Annotated in this window: 19 protein-coding genes; 7 read left to right on the forward strand and 12 right to left on the reverse strand. The window is 69.5% G+C overall.

Annotation, left to right across the window (positions count from 1 at the left end; translation table 11 throughout):
• Positions 1-5 precede the first annotated feature (5 nt).
• Positions 6-713, forward strand: a complete 708-nt coding sequence (locus tag ABD104_RS16925) for a TetR/AcrR family transcriptional regulator (protein ID WP_132979204.1) — start codon at positions 6-8, stop codon at positions 711-713.
• Complete coding sequence (locus ABD104_RS16930; RefSeq protein ID WP_343927902.1) at positions 710-1,654, forward strand: alpha/beta hydrolase; 945 nt, start codon at positions 710-712, stop codon at positions 1,652-1,654. Before ABD104_RS16925 ends, ABD104_RS16930 begins: the two co-directional genes overlap by 4 nt.
• On the opposite strand, the gene ABD104_RS16935 is transcribed toward ABD104_RS16930, so the two are convergent.
• The 12 genes from ABD104_RS16935 to ABD104_RS16990 form a co-directional block, all read right to left on the reverse strand.
• The gene (locus ABD104_RS16935) at positions 1,537-2,949 is read right to left on the reverse strand and encodes an MATE family efflux transporter (protein ID WP_087839982.1); all 1,413 of its coding nucleotides are present in this window, start codon (positions 2,947-2,949) and stop codon (positions 1,537-1,539) included. The two genes, ABD104_RS16930 and ABD104_RS16935, sit on opposite strands and share 118 nt — an antisense overlap.
• Before the next feature lie 13 nt (positions 2,950-2,962).
• On the reverse strand, positions 2,963-4,261 hold the full coding sequence (locus ABD104_RS16940; RefSeq protein WP_087839983.1) for an MFS transporter: 1,299 nt from the start codon (positions 4,259-4,261) through the stop codon (positions 2,963-2,965).
• A gap of 12 nt (positions 4,262-4,273) precedes the next feature.
• Positions 4,274-4,879 (reverse strand): TetR/AcrR family transcriptional regulator, encoded by a 606-nt coding sequence (locus tag ABD104_RS16945; RefSeq protein WP_087839984.1) that lies wholly within the window; start codon positions 4,877-4,879, stop codon positions 4,274-4,276.
• Positions 4,880-4,947: 68 nt separating this feature from the next.
• Positions 4,948-8,091 carry an efflux RND transporter permease subunit gene (locus ABD104_RS16950; protein WP_343927903.1) on the reverse strand — a complete coding sequence of 1,048 codons (3,144 nt, stop codon included), beginning with the start codon at positions 8,089-8,091 and terminating at the stop codon, positions 4,948-4,950.
• Between the two features lie 23 nt (positions 8,092-8,114).
• Positions 8,115-9,308, reverse strand: coding sequence for an efflux RND transporter periplasmic adaptor subunit (locus tag ABD104_RS16955; protein WP_087839986.1), 1,194 nt, complete (start codon positions 9,306-9,308; stop codon positions 8,115-8,117).
• 12 nt (positions 9,309-9,320) lie between these two features.
• On the reverse strand, positions 9,321-10,586 hold the full coding sequence (locus ABD104_RS16960) for a TolC family protein (protein WP_338618060.1): 1,266 nt from the start codon (positions 10,584-10,586) through the stop codon (positions 9,321-9,323).
• A 75-nt stretch (positions 10,587-10,661) separates the two neighbouring features.
• A complete protein-coding gene (gene czcI, locus ABD104_RS16965) occupies positions 10,662-11,006 on the reverse strand; it encodes a cation efflux protein, CzcI family (RefSeq protein WP_087837435.1) in 345 nt (114 codons plus the stop codon).
• Between the two features lie 101 nt (positions 11,007-11,107).
• The gene (locus tag ABD104_RS16970; protein WP_087837436.1) at positions 11,108-11,530 is read right to left on the reverse strand and encodes a hypothetical protein; all 423 of its coding nucleotides are present in this window, start codon (positions 11,528-11,530) and stop codon (positions 11,108-11,110) included.
• 99 nt (positions 11,531-11,629) lie between these two features.
• Positions 11,630-12,472 (reverse strand): amidohydrolase family protein, encoded by an 843-nt coding sequence (locus ABD104_RS16975; RefSeq protein WP_343927904.1) that lies wholly within the window; start codon positions 12,470-12,472, stop codon positions 11,630-11,632.
• An 18-nt stretch (positions 12,473-12,490) separates the two neighbouring features.
• Positions 12,491-14,131 carry a (2,3-dihydroxybenzoyl)adenylate synthase gene (locus ABD104_RS16980; protein WP_279816178.1) on the reverse strand — a complete coding sequence of 547 codons (1,641 nt, stop codon included), beginning with the start codon at positions 14,129-14,131 and terminating at the stop codon, positions 12,491-12,493.
• Positions 14,132-14,140: 9 nt separating this feature from the next.
• Positions 14,141-14,902: an SDR family NAD(P)-dependent oxidoreductase gene (locus ABD104_RS16985; RefSeq protein ID WP_343927905.1), complete on the reverse strand. Its 762-nt coding sequence runs from the start codon at positions 14,900-14,902 to the stop codon at positions 14,141-14,143.
• 36 nt (positions 14,903-14,938) lie between these two features.
• The gene (locus ABD104_RS16990) at positions 14,939-15,934 is read right to left on the reverse strand and encodes a Bug family tripartite tricarboxylate transporter substrate binding protein (RefSeq protein WP_132979197.1); all 996 of its coding nucleotides are present in this window, start codon (positions 15,932-15,934) and stop codon (positions 14,939-14,941) included.
• A gap of 116 nt (positions 15,935-16,050) precedes the next feature.
• On the opposite strand from ABD104_RS16990, the gene ABD104_RS16995 reads away from it, so the two are divergent.
• The 5 genes from ABD104_RS16995 (at position 16,051) to putA (ending at position 23,206) form a co-directional block, all read left to right on the forward strand.
• Positions 16,051-16,962 carry a LysR substrate-binding domain-containing protein gene (locus tag ABD104_RS16995; protein WP_087837441.1) on the forward strand — a complete coding sequence of 304 codons (912 nt, stop codon included), beginning with the start codon at positions 16,051-16,053 and terminating at the stop codon, positions 16,960-16,962.
• A complete protein-coding gene (locus tag ABD104_RS17000; RefSeq protein WP_132979196.1) occupies positions 16,959-17,846 on the forward strand; it encodes an oxygenase MpaB family protein in 888 nt (295 codons plus the stop codon). The genes ABD104_RS16995 and ABD104_RS17000 overlap by 4 nt, the downstream gene beginning before the upstream one ends.
• 65 nt (positions 17,847-17,911) lie before the next feature.
• The gene (locus ABD104_RS17005; protein ID WP_087837443.1) at positions 17,912-18,616 is read left to right on the forward strand and encodes an MBL fold metallo-hydrolase; all 705 of its coding nucleotides are present in this window, start codon (positions 17,912-17,914) and stop codon (positions 18,614-18,616) included.
• Between the two features lie 117 nt (positions 18,617-18,733).
• Positions 18,734-19,420 (forward strand): metallophosphoesterase, encoded by a 687-nt coding sequence (locus ABD104_RS17010; protein ID WP_087837444.1) that lies wholly within the window; start codon positions 18,734-18,736, stop codon positions 19,418-19,420.
• Between the two features lie 42 nt (positions 19,421-19,462).
• Positions 19,463-23,206, forward strand: coding sequence for a trifunctional transcriptional regulator/proline dehydrogenase/L-glutamate gamma-semialdehyde dehydrogenase (gene putA / locus ABD104_RS17015; protein WP_343927906.1), 3,744 nt, complete (start codon positions 19,463-19,465; stop codon positions 23,204-23,206).
• The last annotated feature ends 10 nt before the right edge of the window (positions 23,207-23,216 follow it).

Here is a 23,216-nt window from a genome sequence, read left to right on the forward strand (position 1 = left end):
CCTCCATGGCATCACGCACTTCGTCACTCCGCCCGAGGGCTACCCCCACCCCGCGCAAGGCCGTGCGCGACAGCGTCGCCACCCGCAGCGCGATACTCGACTCGGCCGAGAAGATCTTCGCCCGCGACGGGCTGCGCAGCACCCGCACCGAGGAAATCGCCGCGGGCAGCGGCGTCACCAAGGCGATGATCCACTATTACTTCGACACCAAGGAAGCCCTGTACCAGGCGGTGCTCGACCGCGTGTTCCAGGACCGCGAACAGGGTATGGACTTCAATTCCCTGCGCAAGCTTCCGCCGGTCGACGCGCTGCATGCCTTCGTCGAAAGGCTGCTGCAGCAGATGGTCGCCAAACCCCATCTCGGACCGTTGTTCGCGCTGGAGAACATCCAGAACGATGGCGCGTTCTACAACCGCAACGGCGGCAAGCTGTACCGGACGCTGGCCGACATCCTCGAGCGCGGCGTGGCGGACGGCTCGTTCCGGCAGCAGGACCCCGGCCATGCGGCCGTCAATATCATGGGCGCATGCGTACACTTCTTCAACGTGTCCTCGAACATCCGGACCCTGTGGCCCAAGGACAAGGCCGACTCCACCGCATCGATGATCAGCCACTGGCGGGCCGTGGTCGAGTTCGTCATGTGCGCGGTGCTGGCCCCGTCGTCGAGCCCGCGCGCCAGGACGCCCCGCCAGCCGCGGCTGGCCGCCCTATGAACGCGGCTCGAACGGTGGACGCGCTGCTGGCGCGCATCGGCCCGGCCTGGGGCGACGATATCCGGACGCATCGGGACCTGGTGCTGGATGCCTACACCTCCTTGCTGGACACGACGTCCGCCGCGGGCCCTGCCTGCACGCGCAACGTCGCCTACGGGCCCGACCCGCGCCACGTCCTGGATATCTATCGCGATCCCGCCCTAGCCGGTCCCCTGCCTGTCGTCGTGTTCATGCATGGCGGCGCCTACGTGCGGGGAGACAAGGACGTCACCTCGCGTGTCTACGCGAATGTACCCACCTGGTTCGCCCGGCAAGGCTACCTGGGCGTCAACCTGGAATACCGGCTCGCGCCCGGCGCGCCCTATCCCGGAGGGGCCGAAGACCTGGGACGCGCGCTGGCGTGGATGGAAGAGAACATCGGCTCCCACGGCGGCGATCCGGGCAGGATGGTCGCGATCGGACACAGCGCGGGCGGCACCCACGTCGCCCACCATGCCCTGGACCCGCAGTTGCCCTATCGGGGCAAGGGACTGCGGGCGGCGGCCATCCTGTCCGGCCGGCTGCGCGCCGATGCGCTGGCGGCCAACCCCAACGCCACCGGGGTGCGAGCGTACTTCGGCAACGACGAGAGCCGGTACGAAGCGCTGTCGCCGGTCAGCATGGTGACGCCGGACTCCCTCCCGCTTTTCGTGGCGATCGCCGAGTACGAGAACCCGCTGCTGGACGTCTACGGCGCGGAATTCTTCCACCGCCTGCGCGCCCGCGGACACCGGGCGAACCAGTTCCTCATGCTGCCTCGCCACAACCACATGTCCATCATGGCTCACTTCGATACGGGCGAGGACTTCCTGGGGCGCCAGCTTTGCGATTTCTTCGAGCGATACGGCGCCCCGCCAAACCATGCGCCACGCGCGATGGCGCCCGCATTGATGGCGCCGTAGACCACCAGCGCCAGCGCCTGGGCCGCGAAAACTCCCGCCAGCCCCAGCCCCGCCGCGATCGCGGCCATCCCGCCGGTTGCGCTCAGGATCAGGCGCACGACGCTGCCGGTCACCGGCCACAGCAGCCGCCCCGCGCCCTGCGATGCGAAGTAGAGCGCCAGCCCCGCGCCGAAGAATCCGTAGGCGGGCCCCACGATGCGCAGATAGAGCGATCCGGTGGCCAGCATGTCGGGCTCGCTGCCGAACATCGACAGCCAGGCATGGGGGAAACAAGCGGCCGCCAGGCCTATGGCCTCCGCCACGACGAAGGCGCATCCCGCGCCGACCCAGGCGATGCGCAGCGCCCGGTCGTGCCGGCCCGCCCCCATCGCCGCGCCGACCATGGCGACCATGGGGCCGCCCAGGCCGAACACCAGGGGCACGAGCAGGTATTCCAGGCGCGAACCGGTGCCGTAGCCCGCGATGGCGGCCGGGCCGAAATGGCCGGTCAGCGCGGTGGCGATGCTGATGGCGATGTTGATCGCCACCGTGGAAACCGCGGCGACCAGTCCCACGCGAAGGATGTCGCGGAAAAGCGGCCAGCGCAGCGCCCAGCCCTTCCAGGTCAGGCGGACGATGCCGCGGCCCGAACAAAGAAAGGCCAGCAGCGCGGCGCTGCCCGCGGCATAGTAGACCAGCAGCGCGATGGCCCCGCCGGCCACGCCCAGGCCCGGCAGCGGTCCCCAGCCGAAGATGAGCAGGGGCGACAGCGGCACCAGCATGGCTGTCCCCGCGCAGGTGACCGCCGCGGGCAGGTTCATGTTGCCAGTGCCGCGCACGACCGACGCCAGCGAATTGAACAGCCACACCAGCGCCGACGCGCCGAAGATCCAGCGCGAATACTCCAGCGCCGCCTCGAGCGAACCGCCCGAGCCGCCCATGCGCCCGTACAGCCAACGGCCGCCCGCCAGCCCGGCCACCGTAAAGAACAGGCTGAACAGCAATCCGACCACGATCGCGTGGTGGACCAGCGAATCGGCGTCCTCGCGCCGGCCGCTTCCCAGCGCCCGGGCGATCGACGAGGAAATGCCGCCTCCCACCGCGCCGCCGGACAGCATCTGCATCAACATGACGGTCGGGAACACCAGGGCCACGCCGGCCAGCGCGTCGGTGCCGAGCCTGCCGACGAAATAGGTCTCGATGATGCCCGCGCTGGCCTGGGCGGCCAGCACCAGCGTGTTGGGCACCGCCAGCCGCAGCAGCGTGGGGACGATGGGAGCCTCGATGAGGCGGCGCGTGCGCGGATCGATGGACATGCGGCCGGCTCCGTCAGGCGGACCGCGCAGCGGCGGGCGCGGGCACGGGCGCCCGCCGGCGAATCAGGAAAACGACCAGCGCGGCCACCAGGCACGCCGCGCCCGCGGCATACAAGGCCGGCGTGTAGGTCAGCATCTGCGTGCGGACCAGCCCCGCGCCGTACGCGGCGATCGCGCCGCCGATCTGGTGGCCGGCGAACACCCAGCCGAACACCATGCCCGCCTTCTCCTTGCCGAATTCGGCCGCCGCCAGCTTGACCGTGGGCGGCACGGTGGCGATCCAGTCCAGGCCGTAGAACATCGCGAACAGCGACAGCCCATACAGCGTGAACTCCGAATGCGGCAGCCAGAACAGCGACAGGCCGCGCAGGCCGTAGTACCAGAACAGCAGCTTGCGATTGTCGTAGCGGTCGGACAGCCAGCCCGAGAGGATGGTGCCCACGAAGTCGAACGCCCCCATCATCGCCAGCACCGAGGCGGCCGGCAGCGCGGCCAGTCCGAAGTCGCCGCACAACGAGATGAAATGAGTCTGGATGAGGCCGTTGGTGCTCAGGCCGCAGACGAAGAAAGTGCCGAACAATACCCAGAACGTCCGGTTGCCGGAGACGGCGCGCAGCACCTGAAGAGGAGCCAGGAACGAGGGACGCGCCGTGGCGGGCGGCGCCGCCGCGGCGTGGGGATCGGCGCCATAGGGCGCGAGGCCGAGATCCTGCGGACGATCGCGCGCCAGCAGGAACGCCAGCAGCGCCACGGCCAGACAGCACGCCACCACCGGCGCCACCGCCATGCGCCAGCCGACATGTTCGATCAGCCAGGCCGCGGCCGGCAGGAACACGAGCTGCCCCGTGGCCGCGCTGGCCGTCAGCATACCCAGCACCAGTCCGCGACGCTGGTCGAACCAGCGCGTGGCGACCACCGCCCCCAGCACCACGGCCGTCAGGCCGGTGCCGAACCCCAGCAGCAACCCCCACAAGGCGACCAGGTGCCAGACCTCGGACATGCGCGTGGCCAGCAGCAGTCCGAAGGCCACCAGGACCATGGCCGTGCACATGATGCGGCGCAGCCCGTAACGTTCCATCAGGATGGCCGAGAACGGCCCCATCAGGCCGAACAGCGCGAACCGCACGGCCAGGGCCGACGAGATCTGGTCGACGTTCCAGCCGAACTCGCGGGACAGCGGTTGCAGGAAAGCGCCGGGCAGGCCCAGCGCGGCCGACGACGACAACATGGTCAGGAAGGCCAGCGCCACCATGACCCAGGAAAAATGGATGCCTCGCCGGGCCAGCCAGCGCGATACGGGATGGGCGAACACGATGCGGTCCTGTCAGGGCGTGGGAGAGGTATCGTCCGCGGGCAGCAGATGCCTGCGGGCCGCGTCCAGGATCTGGTCGGAAATGGGGTCGGCCGCCGTGGCCCGCGCCATCAGCAGCGCGCCCACCATGAGAGACAGTTCGACCAGCGCGCGCTCGCGGTCGGCCGCGGCATCACCACTGCCGTACAGCGCGGCCAGCGAGGAAACCAGCCCCTGGATGCCGTCGACATAGCTCCGGCGCACCGGCTTGTCGGCGGATTCCCGGGCCACGTCCACCGCCAGCGAAGCCGCCGGGCAACTGCTGCCGGCGTTGTCGCGTGCCCGCGGCGACAGGTAGGCTTCGACGATGACGCGCAGCGCCGCGGATGCGTCGGCCATGCCCGCTGTCCGTTCCCGCCAGCGTTCCCGCGACGCGGCGAAGGCCTTGGCGCAAGCGGCTGCGGCCAGCGCGTCCTTGGATTCGAAGTGCCCGTAGAAGCCGCCGTGGGTCAGCCCGGCCGCCGCCATGAGGTCGGCCACGCTGACTCCCTTGATGCCTTGTTCCCGGATCAGCCGCGCCGAGGCTTCCTCGATGGCGGCGCGGTTCTTCTCGGCCTGCTGTCGCGATACGCGGGGCATGTCGCCCTCCTGTGCATGAAGGGCGAATAATAAATGATGACTATAATTTATTCAATAGATGTCATTCATCATCTATTCTCCTCTCCATGCGCCTGGCGTCGGTAGGCCAGCCGGTACAGCGTGGGCAGAACCAGCAGGGTCAGGGCGGTGGACGAAATGATGCCGCCTATGACCACCGTCGCCAGGGGCCGCTGCACCTCCGCGCCAGTGCCGGTCGCCAGCGCCATGGGCACGAAGCCCAGCGATGCGACCAGCGCGGTCATCAGCACTGGCCGCAGCCGCGTGGCGGCGCCCAGGCGGACCGCCTCGTCCAGCGGATGGCCTTCCGCCCTGAGCGACCGGATGAAGGACAGCATCACCAGCCCGTTCAGCACCGCCACGCCCGAGAGCGCGATGAAGCCCACGGCCGCGGAAATGGACAGCGGGATGCCTCGCAGCCACAGGGCCAGCATGCCCCCGGTCAGCGCGAAGGGGATCCCGGTGAACACGATCAAGCCGTCGCGCAGGTTGCCGAACATGGCGAACAGCAGCGCGAACACCAGCAGCAGCGAGATCGGCACGACCCATTGCAGGCGCTCGGTGGCGGACTGCAACTGCTCGAACGTGCCTCCCCACGCCGTCCAGTAGCCGGGCGGGATGCGCACCGACGCCTCGATGCTGTTCTGGGCATCCGACACGAAGGAGCCCAGGTCGCGGCCACGCACGTTGGCGCTGACCACGATGCGCCGCTTGCCGTCCTCGCGGCTGATCTGGTTGGGACCGGGCGCCAGTTCGAAACGGGCCAGCTCGGCCAGCGGCACGAAGGCCACGCGGGCCTGGCCCTCGCCCCGGGGCAACGCCACCGGCAGTCGCTTGAGCGCCTCGATGTCGCCCCGCACGTTGTCGGGCAGCCGCACCAGGATGTCGAACCGCCGGTCGCCCTGGAAGAAGATGCCCGCCTCGCGCCCGCCCACCGCGGTGGCGATGGTCTCCTGCACCTCGGCCAGGCTCACGCCGTAGCGCGCGGCCTTCTGCCGGTCGACCGCGATGGTCAGCATGGGCAGGCCGGCGGTCTGCTCGGCCTTGACCGCATCGGCGCCCGGCAGGCGCGCCATGACCGCCGCGATCTCGGCCGCCGTGCGTTCCAGCTGTGCCATGTCGTCGCCGAAGATCTTGACGGCGACGTCGCTGCGCACGCCCGAGATCAACTCGTTGAAGCGCATCTGGATGGGCTGCGTGAACTCGTAGTTGTTGCCCGGCACGCCCTCCACCACTTTCCGGATGGCGGCCACCACTTCCTCGTGGGAACGGCGCGGCTGCGGCCAGGCATCCTGCGGCTTGAGCATGACATAGGTGTCGGCGATATTGGGCGGCATGGGATCGGAGGCGATCTCGGCCGTCCCGATCTTGGCGAACACCCGTTCCACCTCGGGCACCTTGGCGACCTGCTTCTCCAGCTCCTCCTGCATCGCGATGGCCTGGGACAGGCTGGTGCCGGGTATGCGCAGCACCTGCACCGCCAGGTCGCCTTCGTCCAGGTTCGGGATGAACTCCGCGCCCAGCCGCGTCGCGACGGCCAGCGCCAGTGCCACGGCCACCGCGCCGAAGGTCAGCACCACCGGCGTGTTGGCCAGCGAGCGGCTCAGCAGCGGCTCGTACAGCCGGCGCGCGGCGGCCATCAGGCGGTTTTCCTTTTCCTGGACGCGGCCGTCCAGCAGCAGCGCCACGGCGGCCGGCACGAAGGTGATCGACAGGATCATCGCGCCCAGCAGCGCCAGCACCACGGTCATCGCCATGGGATGGAACATCTTCCCTTCCACGCCGGTCAGGGCGAAGATCGGCAGGTAGACGATCATGATGATGAGCTGGCCGAAGATCAGCGGCCGCCGCGCCTCCTTCGAGGCCTCGAATACTTCGCCGAAGCGTTCGGCGCGCGTCAGCGCGCGGCCCGCGGCGGCCTGGGCGTGCGCGATCCGCCGCACGCAGTTCTCGACGATGACCACCGCGCCGTCGACGATGATGCCGAAATCCAGCGCCCCCAGGCTCATCAGGTTGGCGCTGACCTTGTAGGACACCATGCCCGTGAAGGTGAACAGCATGGACAGGGGAATGACCATGGCCGTGATGAGCGCCGCCCGGATGTTGCCCAGGAACAGGAACAGCACGACGATGACCAGGATCGCGCCTTCCAGCAGGTTCTTCCTGACGGTGGCGATGGCCTTGTCGACCAGCGTGGTGCGGTCGTAGACCGTCACGGTCTTCACGCCCGGCGGCAGGGTCTTGTTGATGGCCGCGAGCCGTTCGTCCACGGCGCGGGACACGGCGCGGCTGTTCTCGCCGATCAGCATGAACACGGTGCCCAGCACCACTTCCCTGCCGTTCTCGGTGGCGGCGCCGGTGCGCAGCTCGCGGCCCATCTGCACGTCGGCGATGTCCCGCACGCGTATGGGCTGGCCCTGGGCCTGGCTGACGATGACCTCGCGGATGTCCTCCATGGACCCGACCTGCCCGGGCGCGCGCACCAGGTACTGCTCGCCGCCCCGCTCGATGTAGCCGGCGCCGACGTTGACGTTGTTGCGGTCCAGCGCCGTCACCACGTCCGCCAGCGTCAGGCCGTGGGCGGCCATGCGTTCCAGGTTGGGCGCGACGAGATACTCCTTCGCGTAGCCCCCTATGGTGTTGATGTCGGTCACGCCGGGCACCGTCCGCAGTTGCGGGCGTACCACCCAGTCCTGGATCTCGCGCAGGTCCGCCAGCGTGTAGGGGCTGCCGTCCGGCTTGCGCGCGTCCGGCGCGGCCTCGACCGTCCACATGTAGATCTCCCCCAGCCCGGTCGAGATCGGCCCCAGCGTCGGCGTGACGCCGGCCGGCAGGGCCTCGCGCGCTTCCTGGATGCGCTGGTTGACCAGTTGGCGGGCGAAGTGGATATCGGTGCCATCGCGGAAGATGACGGTCACCTGGGACAGGCCGTAGCGGGACAGCGACCGGGTCTGCGCAAGGCCGGGCAGTCCCGCCATGGTGGTCTCGACGGGATAGGTGATGCGCTGTTCGGTCTCCAGCGGCGAATAGCCCGGCGCGGACGTGTTGACCTGCACCTGGACGTTGGTGATGTCGGGCACCGCGTCGATGGACAGGCGGGTGAAGTTGTAGAGGCCCAGCGCGGCCATGCCGAACACCGCCAGCATGACCAGCCATCGTTGCTCGATGGCGAACCGGATGATCCGTTCGAACATGAGTGTCTTCCTGTCTGTCCGGTCTAATGGGTATGCTCGGCGCTGGCCTTGCCCAGCTCGGCCTTGAGCGTGAAGGTGTTGGTCTCGGCGTAGCGCGCGCCGGGAGCCAGGCCCTCGAGCACTTCCACCCGCATGCCGTCGCGGCGGCCGGTCTTCACCGGCTGCGCCTTGAAGCCGCCGGGCACAACGGTAAACACCACGCTGTCATCGCCCACGGTCTGGATGGCATCGGCGGGCACGGCCAGGGCAACGGCTTCCTCGCCGCGCAGTACCTTGACGGTGATGAAGAGCCCCGGACGCCAGGCCATGCCGGGATTGGCGAGCGTGACGCGGGCGGTGGCCGTGCGGGTCTGCGCGCCCAGCAGCGGACCGACATAGGACACGGTGCCTTCGGCCGTCTCGTTCAGGGCGGAAGAGGAAATGCTGACCTTCTCGCCGACGCGTACCGCCGCCAGGTCCTGCGGGGCGACGATGAACTCGGCCCAGACCGTGCCCAGGTCGGCGATGGTGAACACGGCGGTGGTGTCGCCCACTGCCTCGCCCATGGCCATGTGCTTCTCGACCACCGTGCCGTCGAAGGGCGCGCGCAGCTCGTACTGGTTCAGCGCGGGCGCCTGGCTCGTCGCGCCCACGGCCCGGAGCTTCTGCGCGGCGTTCTGCACCGCGATCCTGGCCTCTTCCCGCGCGGTGCGCGCCTGCAGGTAGTCCTGTTCGGCGGACACCCGCTCCTCCCACAGCTTCTTTTCGCGCGCGAAGGTTTCCTCGGCCAGGTCCTCGCGCTTGCGCGCGGCCAGCAGTTCGCTGCGCAGGTCCGACAGCGACGTGCTGGCGATCACGGCCAGCACCTGGCCCTTGCGGACCTGCTGCCCCAGGTCCGCCGACACACGTTCGACGATGCCTGCCAGCCGCGGCACGACATGGGCCGTGCGGTCCTCGTTGAAGCGTATCTCGCCCGGGAATTCGCGGGTCGGCCGCAGTACGCCGGGGCCGGCCTCGGCCGTGCGTATGCCGGCCGCCTGGACCTGGGCCTCGCTCAGCCTCACCAGGCCGTCCTCGGCATGCTCGTCGGCGGAGGCGCCGGCCGGCGCCTGGCCACCATGGCCGTGGCCGTCGCCCTCGCCATGCGGAGCGGGCCAGAACAGCACGCCTGCCACCGCCAGCGCGCCCGCGATCAGGATGGCCGCCATCGCGGCCTTTTGTTTGCTTGTCGTCGACATGACAGGATTCCTTCAGCGGCCCAGCACGCGATCGATCGCGATGGCGGCCTGGTAGGTGTCGGCCAGCACGGCCAGATAGCGGATGCGGGCCTGGAACAGCGTGCGCTGGGCGTCCAGCACATCCAGGAAGCCGGACTTGCCGGCCTCGAACCCGCGGGTGGCTGCTTCATAGGCCTCGCGAGCGCCGGGCAGCACCGTGCCGCGCAGCGCGTCGGCGCTCTTGCGTGCCAGTTCCAGTTGCGCGGATGCCTGGCGCAGTTCCTGCGCAAGCCTGACTTGCAGGGCACGATGCACGTCGCGTGCCTGGTCGGCCCGCACGGTGGCCTCGTACAGGTTGCCCTGGTTGCGGTCGAACAGCGGCAGCGGAATCGACACCCCCAGCAGGGTCTGGTTGCGCCCCAGTTCGTTGTTGCGCTGCGTGCCCGCCGTCAACCTCACGTCGGGATAGCGCTTGCTGCGCTCGACCCCGACCACGGCGTCGCGGCGTTCGATCTCCAACCGGTGCGCCGCCAGCTCGGGCGCCTGCTCCAGCTCCCGCAGCAGCGCATCGACGGGCGCGCGCGCGGGGAGTACGTCCAGGCTGCCCACGGCCTGGCCGAAGCGCGGATCGGGCTCGCCCCACAGCGACCCCAGCGCCCGCCTCGCTTCCTGCAAACGCGCCCGCGCCGCCTCGACCTCGAGGTCGGCGTTGGCCCGCTCGACGCGAGCCCGGGTCTCCTCCAGCGGCGGGACTTTGCCGGCCGCCACCCGCCGGGCCGCGATGTCGGCCGCCCGGGCCGCCACCTGCGCCGACCCGTTGGCCAGCGCCACGCCCTCCTGCGCGATCAGCAGGTCGAAGAAGGCGGCCACCGTGGCCGCGCGCAATTGCGCCCGGGCCCGCGTGAACTCGGCCACCGCCACGGTCTGCGCCCGCTCCGCGGCCAGGATGCGCGCGGAGCGCTTGCCGCCCAACTCGATGGGAATGCCCAGCTCCACGCTGGTGGTGCGCGAATCGCGCCGCGTATCCTCGACGGCGAAAGCGATGTCGGGATTGGGCAGGACGCGCGCCTGGACGACGCCGCCCTGCAAGGCCTCGGCCTCCTTGGCGGCAGCCGCCAGCGCCGGGTTGCCCGCGGCAGCCATGGCCAGCGCGGACTCCAGTGTCAGCGGACCGCCGGCGGCGGGCACCTGATCAAGAACGGGAACGGAAACGGGAACGGGATCGGGCCGCGGCTGGGCCGCGGCCATCGGGCTGGACAAGGCGGCCGCCAGCCCGAGCGGCCATAGAAGTCTGCGCATCGAATTGCACCAGGGAAACGGTTGCGTGAATTCGGCGAGACGAAAGCAACGAGTGGAACGGCTGCGTCTCGCCGGCTAGACGAGCGCACGCCATTGGGGGCGTTCAGGCAGCGAGACGGGCGCCGCGGCCAGGAAGGCTGGCGACGCGGGAGAAAGGGCGTGGGCGATGCCTGCCTTGGGCAGGTCCGGCGTGCCGGCCAGGACGGCCTGCAGCGCGATCATGTGGCAGACCACACAATCGGGATGCACGGCTTTCTTGGCGTCGCCCTTGTCGCCGGTGTCCTGGTGGACGTGTTCGTGGTGGCCGAAGTGGGCCTGGGCCACCGTGCCGGTTTCGTGCTGGCAATAGGCGGCCGCCGCCGCCCAGGTGAACTGGAACGGCAGGAAGGCGATCATCAGCAGGATGAACAGGCGGCGCATCTGGCCATTGTAGCCTCTGGCGCCGCTGCACGCCTGCGGCCGCTTGTCGCGGGCCGGGCCTGTTCCCGCCGGGAAGAGCCTCGCGCAGGCCGGAAACAGCCCTAGCGCAGCAGCCGGCTGCCGCTGTTGCGCGAGCCGGAACGGTCTCCGGTTCCCTGGGACTGCGTGCCCGTCGAGGAATCGCGCCCGCCGGAACCGGTGGCTCCACGGTTGGGCGGCTGGTTTTGCGCGCCGCCCTGCGTGGTGCTGCCCGGATAGCCGGCCCCATCGGTGCCCTGGCCCTGCTTGCCGGCGGACGAACCGCTGCTCTGGGCGTTGCCCGACGATCCCGACGGTCCGCTGTTCGCGCTGCCTCGCGTCGGGCTGTCGGAGCTGGACCCGCTGGGCGCATTGCTGCCGCCGCTCTGGCTGCTGCTGCCGCTCTGGCTGCCGCCGGCACCAGGTCCCGCCTGGGCCATGGCCAGCGGCGCCGCCAGGGCCATGCCCATGCAAAGCAGGATCTTTCTCGTAATGGGATGCGTCATGTCGTTCTCCTGAAAGCCCCTTTTCCAGCAGAAAACATGCCCGCCCTTCCCAGGGCCTGTTCACGCTGAAAGGAAGCGTGCACAGGCCGGGAATGGGCGCTAGAGGCCCAGCACGCGCTCCGCATTGGCGTGCATGACTTTATCCATCACCGCGTCGCTGTAGCCCAGTTCCTCCCACTCCTTGAGAATGCGCGCATAGGGCAGGCTGGGGTAATCGCTGCCGAACATGATCTTGTCCTGCAGACGGCCGCGGATGTCGACCTTGAGGTTGCCCGGGAAGTGCTTGGGCGCCCAACCCGACATCTCCCAATAGACGTTCCCCTTGTGCAGGGCCACGGCGGTGGTCTCGTCCACCCAGGGCCAGCCGGGATGCGCCATGATGATCTTCAGGTTGGGGAAATCGGCCGCCAGGTCGTCGATGGCGGCAGGATGGGCATGGCGTATGCGCGCGCCCATTCCTCCCGGCAGGCCGGCCCCCATGCCCGTGGTGCCGACGTCTATCATCACGGCCGCGCCCAGCGAGGCGATTTCCTCGAACAACGGGTAGTAGCGCGTGTCGTTGACCGCGAAGTGCTGCATGATGGGGTGGAAGTGAAAACCCATGAAGCCCAGTTCGCGCACCGCGGTTCGGGCCTGGCGTATCGCGATCTCGCCCTTGGCGGGCTCCAGCGCGCCCCAGCACTGGATGATGCGGCCGGGATGGCGTTTCCACATGCCGTGCACGTACTCGTTGGTGCAGGGCGGCGTGGCCACGGTGGTCTCCAGGTCCAGCGCGACCAGGCAGGCATCCACGCCGGCCGCGGCGAACTCGGCCACTACCTCGTCCTCGGGCTTGCCGACCCAGTTCCGCTTCCAGTAGGTGGCCAGGGCCTCGACGTACGGACCCTGGGCGTCGATCCAGGTCTGGGTGCCCGGATAGCAATGCAGATCGATGATGCGCATCTCGCGTCTCTCCTTCGCTCAGGCCGCGGCCGCCCTGGAGGCCACCATCTCGGCCAGGGATTTCTTGGACACCTTGCCGAAGGTGGACACCGGAAAATCGTCCAGCACCTCCAGCCGCTCGGGCAGCTTGAACTTGGCGATCTCGCGCGCCTTCAGGAAATCCACCAGCTCGGGCAGCGTCAGCGATGCGCCCGCCCGCAGCACCACGCACGCGCACATGCGCTCGCCCATGTCGGGGTCCGGCATGGGGACGCAGGCCACGTTCTGCACCGCGGGATGCATGAGTATCAGGTTCTCGATCTCTTCCGCGCTGATCTTCTCGCCGCCGCGGTTGATCAGGTCCTTCTTGCGGCCCTCGACGATGTAGTTGCCCGAGGGGTGCTGGCGCATGAGGTCGCCGGACCGGTAGAAGCCGTCGGGCGTGAACTGCCTCGCGTTGTACTCGGGCACGCCGAAGTAGCCGCGCAGCGTGTAGGGCCCCCGGCAGGACAGCTCGCCCACCTCGCCCGGTCCGACCTCGCGTCCCTCGTCGTCGATCAGCTTGATTTCGTCGTCGGGGCAGACCGGTCGGCCGCACGTTTCCATCATCACGTCCTCGGGATCGTCGTGGCGCACGAACATCAGCACGCCTTCTGACATGCCGAAGTTCTCCTGCACCAGCGCGGACGGAATGAGGCGACGGGTACGCGAGCGAACCTCGGGCTGCATGCGCTGCCCACCGCTCTGGATGAGCCGCAGCGAGGACAGGTCGTGGCGTCCGATGTCCGGATCGTTGATCAGGCGGATCAGCAGCGCCGGCACCACCTTGAGGTGCGTCACGCGGTGCTTCTCGATCAGCGCGAACATCTCGGCCGGACGGGTGTTCGCGTGCAGCACCACCTTGGCGCCGTTCAGCAGGAAGCCCTGTATGCCGGGACACGCCAGCGGCAGGTTGTGCGCGATGGGCAGCACCAGCAGCAGCACGGAACTGCCGTCCACCCGCGTGACCTCCGACGCGACCTTGGAGTTATAGGCGTAGTCGTTGTTGGTGCGCGGGATCAGCTTGGGGATGCCGGTCGTGCCGCCCGACAACTGGAAGATGCAGGGGTCCTCGGGATCGATGCGTATGTCGCGCAAGGCGGCCCGGTCTCCCGGAGCGGGGGTCTCGATCAGTTCGGGCAGCGAGTGCTCTCCCGGGCCCGCCGGGCCCAGCACCAGCCGCAGCCGCAGGCAGTCGTTCTCGTGCTGGATGCGGTCCACCACCGGACCGAAGGCGAAGTCGCCCTGCGACACGGGATAGACGCAGCAGCGCGCCTGCGACAGCCTGACGAACTGGCTGATCTCCTGGTAGCGATGGGTGACCAGCGCGGCGATGGGAATGGCGCCGATCTTCTGCAGCGCGAAATACAGGATCACGAACTCCGCCACGTTAGGCAGCGTGGGCACGACGCGATCCAGCGGCTTGAGCCCGAGCGCCAGCAGGTGCAGCGCCAGGTTGTCGCTCAGCCTGTCCAGGTCGGCGTAGGTATAGCAGCGGTCGCCGTCGACCAGCGCCACCTTTCCCGCATGGCGCGCGAACGCCTGCGCGAATTCCTGCGCCAGAGAACGATCCTGCCAGTAGCCGCGCTCGCGGTAGCGGCGGGCGAACTCGGGCGGAAAAGGAACGAATCCCTCGAGCATGGCGTCTCCTCAGGTCGAACTGGTGTAGCCGCCATCGATCACGACGATCTCGCCGGTGACGAAGCGGTTCGATTGGAGCAGGTTCAACATGGTCTCGGCCACGTCGTCGGCGGTCACGCAACGGCACAACGGCGTGGCGCGGGCACGCTTGCCCATGAGATCGTCGTACCGGTCTCCCAGCATGCGCTGCATCCAGTCGCCTTCCATCCAGCCTGGCGCGACGGCGTTCACGCGGATATCCGGTCCCAGGTTCCAGGCCAGGGTCTTGGTCAGGTTCACGACCGCCGCCTTGCTGGCGGCATAGGGCAGGGGCTGGGGCCCGGGCCTGAGCCCGACGATGCTGGCCGTGTTGACGATGGCCGGATCCGTGCCCTTCCTGAGCAGCGGCACCGCGGCGCGCGTGACCTGGAAAAGCCCCCGCACGTTCACGGCGAAGGTGCGGTCCCACTCGCCCATGTCCAGGCTGTCCAGGTCGCGGACCTTCCAGGCCGCCGTCGTGCCGGCATTGTTGACCAGGGCGTCCAGGTGGCCGAACCGGTCGCCGACGGCGCGCATCATCTCGCGCACCGCGGCATCGTCGGCCACGTCGCACTGGAGCAGCATCGTGCGGGCCCCCAGGGCAGCCGCCTCGCTGGCCACTTCGCTGGCGGCCTTCGCGCTGGATGCATAGTTGATCGCCACGTCGTACCCGGCGCGCGCCAGGGCCAGGACCGCGCTGCGGCCGATACCGGTCGCGCCGCCGGTGACCAGCGCCTTTCTTCTCTCGTTCATCTGCATTTCCATCGTGGTTTGATCGGACGGCCAGGCCTATTGCGGCTGAATCGCCAGTTCCTGCACCGTGTTCTTCCAGACCGCCTGCTGGCCGCGCACGAAGGCCTGGAGATCGGCCGCGCTGCCATGCATGGGGTAGACGCCCAGGTCGGCCAGGCGCGAGACCAGCTCCTTGTCATCCAGCAGGCGATTGATGTCGGCATTGATCCGTTCGACGACCGGGCCGGGCGTTCCGGTGGGCGCGAACAGCGCGAACCAACCCAGCGACTCGAAACCCGGCAGGGTCTCGGCCACCGTGGGCACCGACTCCAGGCCCGGCAACCGCTGCGGCGAGGTCACCGCCAGGGCTCGCATCTTGCCGGCCTTGACGTGCTGGACCAGGGCCGGGATGCCGTCGATGGTCAAGGCCGCCTCGCCCGCCAGCACCGCGTTGATGGCGGCCGGCGACCCCGCATAGGGCACGGTGAAGAGCTGGAAACCGCCGGCCCGCGCCAGCATCTCGCCGGTCAGGTGCGGCACCGAGCCAGCCTGTGCCGCCGCGAAATTCAACGTTCCCGGCCTGGCCTTGCCTTCCCTCGCCAGGTCGGCCACCGAACGGATGGCGGACGTGCCGGGCACCACCACCATCATGGGGCTGGTGCCCACCGCGGCCACGGGCACGATGTCGCGATCCACGTCATACTGCGGCTGCTTGTAGAGCAAGGGCGTGAGTACCGCCGCGGCGGCGGGCACGAACCCCACCGTGTAGCCGTCGGCCGCGGATCGCGCCAGCGTCGACATGCCCGGAATGCCACCGGCGCCTGGCTTGTTCTCGACATACACCGACTGCCCCCAGGCGTGCGAGAGCCGGTCCGCGACCAGCCGTGCCACGACGTCGGGCGCGGCCCCGGGCGGGAACGGCACGATCATCCTGACCGGCTTGACGGGCCAGGTCTGGGCCCGTGCATCCTGAATCAACGACAGGGCGACGGCGAACCCTGCCGCCCATGCCAGCAGCCGGCCGTGCCGGCCCAAGGCCATGATGCGTTGCATGCTTGTCTCCTGCGCGTGCTATCAAGTTTTTCTGGTGAACGCGAGGTGACTGTAGAGAAGTGGCGGTGCTACGGACAAGATGTCAAAATCCCATGAGTGATTCGATTTTGATATCCATGAAACTCAATCAACTGCGGGATCTCGTGGCCATCGTCGAACATGGCGGATTGCGCGCCGCCGCCCGCCGGCTGGGCGTGGCGCAGCCGCTGCTCACCCGCAGCGTGCGCGGCCTGGAAAAGGAACTGGGCACGCCGCTGTTCGAGCGCCAGGCGCGCGGCATGGTCCTGACGCCGCTCGGCCGGCTGTTCCACGAACGCGCGCGCGGCATGGTCAACGAACTGCGCCGGGCGCGCGACGAACTGGCGCAGGCCCAGGGTTCGGGCGCCGGCACGGTCATCGCCGGCCTGTCCATCATGCCGCACATGGGCCTGCTGCCCCGCGCCCTGCCCGCCTTCCGGCGGCGCTATCCCCAGGTCTACCTGCAACTCATCGAAGGACTGTTCCCCGACCTCGAATCGCAGTTGCGCAGCGGCGCCATCGACTTCTACCTGGGCGCCGCGCCCGGCACCGTGCCGGCCGGCTTCATCGTCGAACGACTGTTCTCCAATACCCGCGCCGTGGTCTGCCGCAAGGGGCATCCGCTGGCGCGCTCGCGTTCGCTCAAGGCGCTGGCCGGCGCCGAATGGGCCCTGCCCTCGACCGACTACGACAATCAGGACGACCTGGCGCGGCTGTTCCAGGAATACGGCCTGCCTTCGCCGCGCGTGGCGCTCCAGGCCCGCACAGCGCTGTCGATGATGGTCGCGCTGGCCAACAGCGACCTGCTGGCGCTGCTGCCGGTGCAATGGCGGGAATTCGACCTGACGCGCGATTCGCTGCAGGTGATCGCCGTGCGGGAAAGCCTGCCCGCGCCCGACATCGTGCTGATCCGGCGAGCGGAGATGCCCATGACGCCGGCGGCCGAGCACTTGTGCGATCTCATGCAGCGCAATGCGCCATCCCTCCAGCCCACGCGGGGCCGCGCATGATACGCAGGCACATCGAAGCGCAGGTGCTGGGCCTGACCGGACTGGCGCTGGGCGGCATCGACTTCGAGCATCCGCGCGGCGATCCTGGCCTGTTCGGCCCCGGCTCGGCCTGCTGGAAGGTGCACGGCGATTTCACCTCCATGCTCATCGGCGGCATCGCCGCGCTGCTGATGCAGATGCTGCATCCCCTCGCGCTCGCCGGCGTATGGGATCACTCCAACTTCCGCCAGGACATGCTGGGCCGCCTGCGCCGGACCGGCCAGTTCATCTCGGGCACCACCTATGCCGCCACGGCGGATGCGGAGCGGCTGATCGCGCGCGTGCGCGGCATCCACGAACAGGTGCGCGGCACGGCTCCCGACGGCCGTCCCTACGCGGCCGACGACCCCGACCTGCTGACCTGGGTCCACGTGGCCGAGGTCAGCAACTTCCTGGCGGCGCACCTGCGCCATCGCGACCCCACGCTGTCCGGCGCGGAACAGGACCGCTACTACGACGAGATCGCGCTGATCGCGCTGCGCCTGGGCGCCCGCGAGGTCCCCCGTTCACGCGCCGAAGTGGCCGCCTATCTCGCGCGCATGCGGCCACAACTGGTGTGCGACGACCGCACCCGCGAGATCGCCCGTATCCTGTTGTCGCATCCCCCGGCCGTCAGCCCGCTGGCGCGGCCGGTAAGCCGGTTCATGATGGAAGCCGGCACGGCCTTGCTGCCCGGCTGGGCCGCCGACATGCTGGAACTGCGGCGCCCCGCATGGCGCGTGCAGGCGGCCGGCGCCGCGATCGGCGGCATCGCGCCGGTCCTGCGCTGGGCCGTGCGCAACGGCTCGGCGCACCGGGCCAAGCGCCGCATGGGACTGCTTCCTCCCTCCTCCGACGGGCTTTGACGGGCGGCACGCGAATGTCTAACATATATTCCATATAGAAATTTGCTTATTTCTTTAAGAAATATATGATCTTCCGCCAGTTCTTCGATGCCGACTCCAGCACCTACACGTACCTCCTGGCATCCCGCCGCGGGGGCGAGGCGCTGATCATCGATCCGGTCAAGGAACGCCTGGACCACTATCTGCAAGCCATCCGCGAACTGGACCTGCGCCTGGTTCACGCCATCGACACCCACACCCACGCCGACCACATCACCGCGCTGGGCGACCTGCGCGACGCCACCGCCTGCACCACCATCATGGGCGAACGCTCGCGCGCCGAGTGCGTCTCGCGCCAGGTCGGCGACGGCGAGCTGCTGCGTGTCGACGGCATCACGCTGCAAGCGCTCTATACCCCCGGACACACCGACGAATCCTTCAGCTTCGTGCTGGAACCGACCGCGCCTCGTGCCGTCTTCACCGGCGATGTACTGCTGATCCGCAGCACGGGCCGCACCGATTTCCAGGCCGGCGACGCCGGGCTGTCCTGGCACTCCATCGTCGACCGCCTGTTCGCGCTGCCCGACGACACCACGGTCTACCCCGCGCACGACTACAAGGGCTGGACCGCCTCCAGCATCGGCGAGGAAAAGCGGCACAACCCCCGCCTGGCGGGCAAGACGCAAGCCCAGTATGTCGAGATCATGGACAACCTGAACCTGCCCAACCCGCGCCTGATGGACGTCGCCATACCGGCCAACCTGGCCTGCGGCCAGGCGCCGGCCGCCTGATCCGCCGGCTGGCGTCCCGGAGCCGGGCGATCCAGGGCCCCGGGGGCCGTGCCCCCCATGCCCATCCCGCAGGGCATCCATGAAGGCCTATCATGGGACGTCAACCGATCGAGTCCCATGACCACGCTGCTCGTCCACCATGAACTCAACCGCCACGGCCGCGACTTCGCGGTCGGGGACATCCATGGCCATTTCACGCGGCTGCGGACCGCGCTGGACCATGCCGGCTTCGATCCCGCCATCGACCGGCTTTTCAGCGTGGGCGACCTGGTCGACCGGGGGCCGGAATCCGAGCAGGCGCTGGACTGGCTGGCCCTGCCCTGGTTCCATGCGATACGCGGCAATCACGAAGACATCGCGATACGCTACGCCAGGGGCAACCCCGTCGACCAGACCAACTACATCGCCAACGGCGGAGCCTGGTTCGTGACGCTGCCCCTGGCGCGGCGCCGGATCTACGCCGAGGCCTTCGCCCGCCTGCCGCTGGCCAGGGAGATCGAGACGCCGGCGGGGCTCGTGGGCATCTTGCACGCGGACAGCCCGGTGCGGGACTGGAGCAGGCTGTGCTGGTCGCTGCGGCTGTGGCGCGCGGCGCGGGACCGCGCGATGTGGTCGCGCGCCCGGCTGCAAGACGAAGATGCCGGCGGCGTTGCCGGACTGCGCGCGCTGGTGGTGGGCCACACTCCGGTGGAAGATCCCGTCGTGCTCGGGAACGTCCATCACATCGACACGGGCGGATGGATGCAGGACGGCCGCTTCACGCTGCTGGACCTTGCCACGCTGCGGGCCCCGGCCATGCGCTAGACTGGTTCCTGCCGGACGCCGTACGGCGACAGGAGGGCATCCATGCAGTCGACGACTCCCTGCCCCTATTCCTTCGAGGCCTTCCCGCCGGGCATCGCCCCGCAGACCGGAACACGCGCGGCCATCACCTCGGATTACCGGCGGGCGGAACACGAGATGGTCGGACGCCTGCTGGACGAGATCGGCCCCTCGTCCGACGACGGACCGGTCATGGATCTCGCGTGGCGGCTGGCGTCCACGCTGCGCGACGAGTCGGCACGCCAGGCGACCGAAGGGCTGGCGCAGATGCTGCTGCAGGAGTTCTCGCTCTCGTCCGAGGAAGGCATCGCGCTGATGTGCCTGGCGGAGTCGGTCCTGCGCATACCGGACACCGCCACCCGGGACGCGCTCATCCGCGACAAGATCAGCAAGGGCCGATGGTCGGCCCACCTGGGGCACAGTCCGTCGCTGTTCGTCAATGCCGCCGTCTGGGGGCTCCTGCTGACCGGCCGGCTGTATGCCGCCCACCAGGGATCGGGCCCGCAGGCGGCGCTGGCCGGCCTGGTCGAGAAAGGCGGCGAGCCACTGGTACGGCGGGCAGTCGATGCCGCCATGCGCCTGCTGGGCGACCAGTTCGTCGCGGGCCGCACCGTGGAACAGGCGCTGGACCGCTCGCGCGCCCAGGTGGCACGGGGCTACACCCATTCCTATGACATGCTGGGCGAGGCGGCCATGACCGAGGCCGACGCCCTGCGCTACACGGCCGCCTACGAACACGCGATCCACCGCATCGGCGCCTCGTGCCGGGACGGCACGCCCTACGAAGTCCCCGGCATCTCGATCAAGCTGTCGGCCCTGCACCCGCGCTACGCACGCAGCCAACAGGCACGGGTACAAGGCGAACTCTACCCCCGCCTGCTGTCGCTCGCGCGCGCGGCGCGCGGCCACGGCATGGGTCTCAACATCGACGCGGAAGAGGCCGCGCGCCTGGATCTGTCGCTGGACCTGCTCGAACGCCTGTGCGGAGAACCAGACCTGGAAGGATGGAACGGCCTGGGCTTCGTCGTGCAGGCCTACCAGAAGCGCAGCCTGCGCCTGATCGAACACCTGGTGACCCTGGCACGCCGCGGCGGCCGCCGGCTCATGGTGCGCCTGGTCAAGGGCGCGTACTGGGACAGCGAGATCAAGCTCGCCCAGGTCCAGGGCCTGCAGGACTACCCGGTGTTTACGCGCAAGCCCCATACCGACATCGCCTATCTCGCCTGCGCGCGCAGGCTGCTGGCGGCGACCGACGCGGTGTTCCCGCAGTTCGCGACCCACAACGCCCATACCCTGGCGGCCGTCTACCATCTGGCCGGGCCGCAAGGCTTCCGCCCCGGACAATACGAATTCCAGTGCCTGCACGGCATGGGCGAGCCCCTGTACGACCAGGTCGTCGGCGCGGCGCGGGATGGCGGCCTGGGGCGTCCCTGCCGCATCTACGCGCCGGTCGGCCCGCACGACACGCTGCTGGCCTACCTGGTGCGGAGGCTGCTCGAGAATGGCGCGAACACCTCGTTCGTCCATCGCGTGGCTGATCACGTCCTGCCGCTGGAAGCCGTGATCGTGGACCCGGTCGCGGCCGCCCGCGACATCGGCGCCGGGGGCGGCTCCGTGGGTGCGCCCGACCCGCGCATTCCCCTGCCGCCGAACCTGTACGGCGCCGAACGCGTCAACTCGCGCGGGCTGGACTGGTCCGACGAAGCCTGCCTGTTGCAACTGTCGCATCGGCTGGCGGGCGCGGCCGGACGCACCTGGCTGGCCCGCCCCCTGCTGGACGACCAGGCCGCGCCCGGGCCCCTCCTCGAGATTCGCAGCCCCGCCCATCGCGGCGATCTGGTCGGCCATGTGCAGGAAGCCTCGCCCGCCGATCTCGAACTCGCGCTCGTGCGCGCCGGCCATGCCGCACGCCTCTGGCGCGACACGGCCCCCGCCGAGCGCGCGGCCATCCTGCGCCGCGCGGCCGACGGCATGGAGGACGAACGCGAGGCGCTGGCGGCACTGATGGTGCGCGAGGCGGGCAAGACCTTGCCCAACGCCTTCGGCGAAGTGCGCGAGACCGTCGACTTCCTGCGCTACTACGCCGCGCGCGCCACCGACGGCTTCGACGGCGCCCTTCACCGGCCGCTGGGTATCGTGGCCTGCATCAGTCCATGGAACTTCCCGCTGTCCATTTTCACCGGACAGGTGGCGGCCGCGCTGGCGGCCGGCAATACGGTGGTGGCCAAGCCGGCGGAACAGACTCCCCTGATCGCCGCCGAGGCCGTGCGCATCCTGCGCGCGGCGGGCGTTCCACCGGGCGCGCTGCAGATGCTGCCGGGGCGCGGCGCATCCATCGGCGCCGGCCTGGTCGCCGACGCGCGCGTGCAGGGCGTGCTGTTTACCGGGTCGGCGGAAGTGGCCCGGGACATGCGGCGCGTGCTGGCCGAGCGGCTGGGCAGCGACGGCAGGAGCATTCCGCTGATCGCCGAGACCGGCGGACTGAACGCCATGATCGTCGATTCGTCCGCCCTGCCCGAGCAGGTGGTCGCCGACGTGATGGAATCGGCATTCGACAGCGCCGGCCAACGCTGCTCGGCCCTGCGCCTGCTGTGCCTGCAGGAGGACGTTGCCGACCGGATCCTGGCCATGTTGCGCGGCGCCATGGACGAATACCGCATCGGCCGGCCCGACCGCCTCGAGACCGATGCCGGGCCGGTCATAGACGAAGCCGCGCGGGACGACATCGAGCGCCACGTCGCGGCCATGCGCGATGCCGGCCGCCCGGTCCACCGCTCGGGCCGCCTGGACGCGGAAGAATGCCGGCAGGGATGTTTCGTCGCGCCGACGCTGATCGAGCTGGAACGGCCGGACCAATTGCGCCGCGAGGTGTTCGGGCCGGTACTTCACGTGGTGCGCTTCGCGGGGCGGCATCTCGACAGCCTGCTGGAACAGGTGAACGACCTAGGCTACGGTCTCACGCTGGGCCTGCACACCCGCATCGACGACACGGTCGCGCGGGTGCTCGACCGGGCGCGCGTGGGCAACGTCTACGTGAACCGCAACATGATAGGCGCCGTCGTCGGCGTGCAGCCCTTCGGCGGCGAGGGCATGTCGGGCACCGGCCCCAAGGCGGGCGGGCCGCTGTATCTTCCGCGCCTGTTGTCCTCGGCCCCGCCCGACATCGCGATACGCGCGCTGGCCCCGCATCCTCCGGCTCCCGCCTGGCTGCAACCCACCCGCCCCGCCCGGCCGCTTGCCGCCCTGTGGGACTGGGCCCGCGACCAGGGCATGGCGGAGCTGGCCGACCGCTGCGCGACCTACGCCGCGCGGCTGCCCGAGATCGCCGCGGCCACCCTGCCCGGCCCCACCGGACAACTCGACGTCTACGCGCTACGTCCGCGCGGCAGAGTGTTGTGCATCGCGGACGAGACCTCCGACCTGCTGGCCCAGCTGGCGGCGGCGCTGGGCACGGGCAATGAAGCGCTCTGGCAGGCCGGCCACCAGACGGCAGCATTGCACGCGTCGCTGCCGGCCGGCGTCGCCGGCCACGTGGCCGTGGCCGATCCCGCCGCATCGTCGTTCGACGCGGTCCTCGTCCATGCCGTGGGCAATCGCCTGAAATCCATCTTGCGCCAGCTTGCCCGCCGCGCGGGCGCGATCGTGCCGGTAGTGGACCTGGCTCCGGGAGACGCGGCCATTCCGCTCGAACGTCTGCTGGTCGAACGATCGGTCAGCATCAACACCGCCGCGGCGGGCGGCAATGCCAGCCTGATGACGATGGGTTAGGGCCGAGGGC

The organism is Pigmentiphaga daeguensis (assembly GCF_039523035.1).
Lineage (GTDB): Bacteria > Pseudomonadota > Gammaproteobacteria > Burkholderiales > Burkholderiaceae_B > Pigmentiphaga > Pigmentiphaga daeguensis.